This is a genomic window from Pseudomonadota bacterium (genome assembly GCA_030860485.1).
Lineage (GTDB): Bacteria > Pseudomonadota > Gammaproteobacteria > JACCXJ01 > JACCXJ01 > JACCXJ01.
In genome coordinates, this window is record JALZID010000033.1 from 1 (window position 1) to 5238 (window position 5238).

A 5238-nucleotide genomic window follows, 5' to 3' on the forward strand; every position below is an offset into this window, starting at 1 on the left:
GTTGGCGGAAGCCGCACTCCCAACCGGTGTGGACGCGACCGTTGCATCGGCGCTCAGACGCACCGTACAGCTTTCCTTCGTGTCCGGCTTTCGCTGGATCATGCTGCTAAGTGCGGGCCTCGCGCTCTTGAGCGCGCTCACCGCCTGGGTGTTGGTCGAGCGACGACCGCGCGCGAAGAAGTGATCACGCTATCGTCCGCCTTGTCCCGCGTGTTCGCGGTTGACGTCCTCGTCTGTCCGTGCTGTGCCGGCTCGCGCCGGATCGTGGGCGCGGTGACCGAGCCCCACGCGGTGTGGTGGCTCCTGGCGGCGCTGGGGCTCGCCGCTGAGCCGCCGCCGGGCACCTCCCTCCCTGACCCGCAACTCGCGGCCTTCGCTCGCCGTCACCCCGGCGCCGGGACCCGGTCTGCCTCGGTCCCGCCGAGGCCCCCCCACGGTTCCGGCCGTTGCCGGCCCTCCGAGGCCGCGCTACACTTTGGCCACCCCGGGGAATCCGCTGGCCGGGCCCGGCGAGTTCAGGGAGGTGCCCGGAAAAGACCCTTTGCGGCGCCTACGTTCTCACGATGGTTCCACCAGCACCGAACCATGGCGACTCGCAGAGCCGAGAGCGGCAGCGGCGTAACGCCGAGACGTTTCTTTACGCGCTTGAAGCTGGCGCCGAGTCCTCAGCTACTATCCAAGAGGAGCATGCTATGCCTTTCGTCAACGTTAGACTCGTCGAGGGTGTTCTTCTCCACTGAGCAGAAGCACGAGTGGCCGCAAAGCTCACCGACGTGACGACGGCGTGAGCTTCGACGCGGCTACGTCGCGACCGCGACGTTCTGGTGCACCGCCACCGCGGACGCGGTTGGACCGGACGACACGTACACCCACCCCACCGTCTGCGTTGCCGGTCGGGTTGGGTTCGAAGGCCCGTGAGTGCCGGAGCAGATCACAACAACAGAAGGAGAAGAGTAATGAGCAAGATCACGGTCGGTCAGAACAACTCTACGCCCATCGAGCTCTACTACGAGGACCACGGCTCGGGCAAGCCCGTCGTGCTGATCCATGGGTGGCCGCTGAGCGGCGCGTCTTGGGAGAAGCAGGTCGCGGTCCTGCTGGATGCGGGTCACCGGGTCGTCACCTACGACCGCAGGGGGTTTGGCCGGTCCAGCCAGCCGGCGACGGGCTACACCTACGACACGTTTGCCGAGGACCTGCACAAGCTCGTGACGAAACTCGACCTGCGTGATTTCGCGCTGGTCGGCTTCTCGATGGGCGGCGGTGAGGTGGCCCGCTACCTGGGTACCTATGGATCGGAGCGCGTAAGCAAGGCGGTGTTCATCTCGTCGGTCCCGCCGTTCCTGCTGAAGACGGCGGACAACCCGGAAGGTGTGGACGGCAGCGTCTTCGAGGGGATCAAGAAAGCCATCGCCGCCGACCGGCCGGCGTTCCTCTCCGCGTTTTTCAAGGATTTTTACAACGTCGACGTCCTGGGCGGCAAGCGGATCAGCGACCAGGTTGTCCAGTACAGCTGGAACGTCGCAGCCGCCGCCTCCGCCAAGGGCACGCTCGACTGCGTTCCGGCGTGGGGGACCGACTTCCGCAAGGACCTACCGCGCATCACCGTGCCCGCGCTGGTCATTCACGGCGATGCCGACAGGATCCTTCCTATCACTGCCACGGGGATCCGTACGCACAAGGCTGTCAAGGGAGCCCGCCTGGTGGTGGTGGAGGGCGGGCCGCACGGGGTGACCTGGACGCACGCGGACACGGTGAACCCTGAGCTGGTGAGCTTCCTCAAGTAGCCATGGAACCTCACATCGGAATCGCCGCGTCGAACCGCGAGAGATCGTCGGGATCCCCGCTAAGCTGACCGAAGTTGCCCATCGGACCCCGGCCAAGGTCCGGGCGGCGGCCGGGCCTCGTATCAACTCGACGCGGACTGCGACGCGTGGATACAGGCGATCGAGGGCACCGTCACGGTCAACGATACGTCTCTGGAAGCGGGTGACGGGGCGCTATAAGGGAAGAGTCGTCGCTCACCATCTAGGCGACGACAGCGCGGCGATTGTCCTTCGGATCTGGTATAGAGTCGTCTGGCTCGTGTGCGTAAGAACAAGGAGAAACAGCATGAACATCAATGGGAACGACACGGCAGTGGTCTTAACCGACCCGCAGAATGTCAGAATGAGGTCTTGAGCGCGATCCTTGGAATGGCGACGTGGTCTATATGCACGGACCCGCTTACCCTTGTTCGCGAAGGGTGTTTCGCTGCCATTGACACTCGCGGTAATGGGGCCTTTCATGCTACTTCCAGGTATTGGATACAATGAGTGGGGCCACACCTTCTGGTTTCGGAAGGAGCTATTTGCCTTCCCCGTACACTACGAGTTCGTCGTCGCGGTGTGGTTTGCGCATGGGCTCGGGGCACCCTCATGCAGGTGGTGATGAGGGTGTCCGAACTCCTCAAGCAAGTCACGACGGTGTAGGTCCTACGGTATATAAGCCGCCAGCGCTGCGAAGTACGCCGCATCCGACATGCGGTATTCCAGGCTCTGATATGGCCGTGCCTCGTTGCACATCGCGAGATCGCAGGTCCACCGCCTTGCGCCGAGCCTTCTCTGGCAGGTCATTCTGCGTTTTGTGAAGTGTTGATTTCATGAATCGCCTTTCCCGGCGAAGGCTGCTATGATGACTCCCGCCTCGTACTGCGCCTTGAGCCACGGCAGCAACGGCCGGTGACTTTCCAGCGTCTCGGCGAGCCGTTCGGGTTGCGCAATCCTGAGCGCTGGGATAATCACTACCCCCACCTGGAGCGCTTTCCAGCGCTCCATCAACGGGCAGGGTATAACCGTTCGACGCGCGTACCGGCCGCCCGTCAACAACAGAACCTGCCATTCGAATATCGGATCGAGCGGCCGATCACGCCGCGCGCCGATAAGGTTTGCGGTGTGTAACAAGTCCACAGTGCCGATAACGTTGGAAGCAAAGTAATTATCGAGCGCGATAAGGGTGATCCGGTGTGCCATGAACTCTGTCCGAATTAGCGCGTTTAATGGCAAATATCCCACTGCTAATTTCTGCTGGCAAGCTTAGAGTTCCCACCCGCCGAAAGCGCTGCGGCGGTGTGCTGATTCGCCATGTGCCAAATTTTGCCCACGGAGCGAAGCGAAGCGCATGAACGATTTTGATCAACGATACCCGAACGGCCTTAATTTAAACATGCCCAACGAACTTGAGCGAGGTCGGGAGTGTTATGCGCAGCGAAAGTGGGCCGATGCCTACGAGTCGCTGTCGCGCGCCGATCAGGCCACGCCCCTCGTCGGTAAAGATCTCGAGCTGCTGGCCATGGCGGCGTATCTGATCGGTCGCGACGAAGATTATCTGAGTGCGCTCGAGCGCGCACATCAGGCGTACCTGGACGCTGGCGAAGGCGTGCAAGCTGTCCGCTGCGCGTTCTGGCTGGGTCTGCGTCTTCTCTTTCGCGGAGAGACGGGGCGCGCGACTGGGTGGCTCGCCCGTGCCCAGCGGTTGCTGGAACGCGAGACGCACGAATGCGCGGAGCGGGGCTATCTGTTGTTGCCGGTCGTGGAGCAGCAGCTTGCCGCCGGCGAATGCGAGGCTGCATACGCGACCGCAGCGAGCGCCGCCGAGATCGGCGAACACTGCGGAGACGCAGACCTGATCGCCTGCGCCCGGCACCAGCAGGGTCGGATTCGATTGCAGCAGGGGCAGCTTGGGTGCGGGCTGGCGCTGCTGGACGAGGTAATGGTCGCAGTCATCGCGGGGGAGTTGTCTTCCCTCGTGACGGGTTTGATGTACTGCAGTGTGATCCAGGCTTGCCAGGAGGTGTACGCGTTCGGCCGCGCGGGCGAGTGGACCGCCGCTCTGGCGCGGTGGTGCGAGGAGCAACCTGAAACTGGTCGCCTTCACGGGCGTCTGCCGGGTCCATCGCGCCGAGATTACGCAGCTGCACGGCGCCTGGCAGGACGCGATCGAGGAGGCGCAGCGCGCCCGCGAGCGTTCCCAGGGGGTCGACCAGCGGGCCGCCGCCGCGGCGTTCTACCAACAAGGCGAGGTGCACCGCCTCCGCGGGGAGTTCGCCGCAGCCGAGGAGGCTTACCGAAGCGCGAGCCAGTGGGGGCGGGACCCACAACCGGGTTTAGCCCTGTTGCGGCTGGTGCAAGGACGAAGGGACGCGGCGGCTGCTGCAATCCGCCGCGTCGTGAGCGCGACGACGCACCGACTGCGGCGCTCGAGGCTCCTGCCTGCATACGTCGAGATTATGCTGACCCGTCGGCGACATCCAGGAAGCGCGGGGGGGCAGCAGCGAGCTGGAGGAAATCGCCGAGACGTTCGAAACCGACGTGCTGCGTGCGATGGCTGCACAGGCGCGAGGCACGATCGACTTGGCCGAAGGCGCCACTCGGGCTGCGCTCGGCCCACTGCGTCGCGCTCTCGAAGTATGGCGACAGGTCGAGGCGCCCTACGAGGCCGCATGCGTGCGGGTGCTGATGGGAATGGCGTGCCGCTCACTTGGGGACGACGAGGCCGCCGAGCTCGAGTTCGGCGCGGCCAAAGCTGTATTCGAGCAATTGGGAGCCGGGCCGGACCTCGCCCGCACTCACGCGGCCGCCCAGGGAGCACCGCCCGATCATCACCACCATGGGTTGACACCACGCGAGCTGCAGGTGCTGCGCCTGGTCGCCACCGGCAAGACGAACAAGGCCATCGTCACCGAGCTGTTCTTGAGTGAGCGGACGATTGACCGGCACGTGAGTAATATTTTCGCGAAGCTGGACGTTCCCTCGCGGGCTGCAGCCACGGCCTACGCGTACGCGCACAAGCTGATCTGAGCCATCTCGCTACGCCTGAGTAAAACCACCCATATCGCGCTCGGCGGAAATTGGGTGATTCATCCGACGCGCGCTCCTGGCCATCGTCGTAGTGTTCGAGTGCGGAAAGTCGCCGCAGACACGAACGAGGAAGGCCATGACCACTCAGGAGCAAACGCGTGCCGCATCAGAGGAGTCGCGAGACGCCGAGGTGTGGCGCAGCCGACCACCCGCCGGCGCAAGCGCGCGTGAACGGCTGCTCGTGGGAATGCCCGTCACGGAGCGCCGGCGGCGACTTATCGGCGTCTCGACCGCGGTGTTGGAAGGCGGCGATGGCCCGCCGCTCATCCTGCTGCATGGCCCAGGAGGTTATGCGGCGCACTGGATGCGGGTGATCCCGGGACTCGTGGCAACGCATCGC

General features: G+C 64.3%; 5 protein-coding genes and 2 pseudogenes. 5 read left to right on the plus strand and 2 right to left on the minus strand.

What is annotated here, in order from left to right:
* On the plus strand, positions 1-184 hold a 184-nt coding region (locus tag M3461_01440; protein MDQ3773129.1), incomplete at its 5' end, for an MFS transporter.
* Positions 185-189: 5 nt separating this feature from the next.
* Here the strand turns inward: M3461_01440 and M3461_01445 are convergent.
* Positions 190-387 carry a hypothetical protein gene (locus M3461_01445; GenBank protein ID MDQ3773130.1) on the minus strand — a complete coding sequence of 66 codons (198 nt, stop codon included), beginning with the start codon at positions 385-387 and terminating at the stop codon, positions 190-192.
* Positions 388-956: 569 nt separating this feature from the next.
* On the opposite strand from M3461_01445, the gene M3461_01450 reads away from it, so the two are divergent.
* A complete protein-coding gene (locus M3461_01450) occupies positions 957-1787 on the plus strand; it encodes an alpha/beta hydrolase (GenBank protein MDQ3773131.1) in 831 nt (276 codons plus the stop codon).
* A 417-nt stretch (positions 1788-2204) separates the two neighbouring features.
* Positions 2205-2471 (plus strand): annotated as a pseudogene (locus tag M3461_01455) (methane monooxygenase/ammonia monooxygenase subunit C).
* 168 nt (positions 2472-2639) lie between these two features.
* Here the strand turns inward: M3461_01455 and M3461_01460 are convergent.
* The gene (locus M3461_01460; GenBank protein ID MDQ3773132.1) at positions 2640-3011 is read right to left on the minus strand and encodes a hypothetical protein; all 372 of its coding nucleotides are present in this window, start codon (positions 3009-3011) and stop codon (positions 2640-2642) included.
* Positions 3012-3204: 193 nt separating this feature from the next.
* Between M3461_01460 and M3461_01465 the strand changes: the two are divergent.
* Both M3461_01465 and M3461_01470 read left to right on the plus strand, forming a co-directional pair.
* A pseudogene (locus M3461_01465) lies at positions 3205-4838 on the plus strand (helix-turn-helix transcriptional regulator).
* Between the two features lie 136 nt (positions 4839-4974).
* On the plus strand, positions 4975-5238 hold a 264-nt coding region (locus M3461_01470), incomplete at its 3' end, for an alpha/beta hydrolase (GenBank protein MDQ3773133.1).

Coding starts and splice junctions, on each gene's coding strand:
- M3461_01450 (MDQ3773131.1), top strand. CDS start 957: ATGAGCAAGATCACGGTCGGTCAGAACAACTCTACGCCCATCGAGCTC.
- M3461_01460 (MDQ3773132.1), bottom strand. CDS start 3,011: ATGGCACACCGGATCACCCTTATCGCGCTCGATAATTACTTTGCTTCC.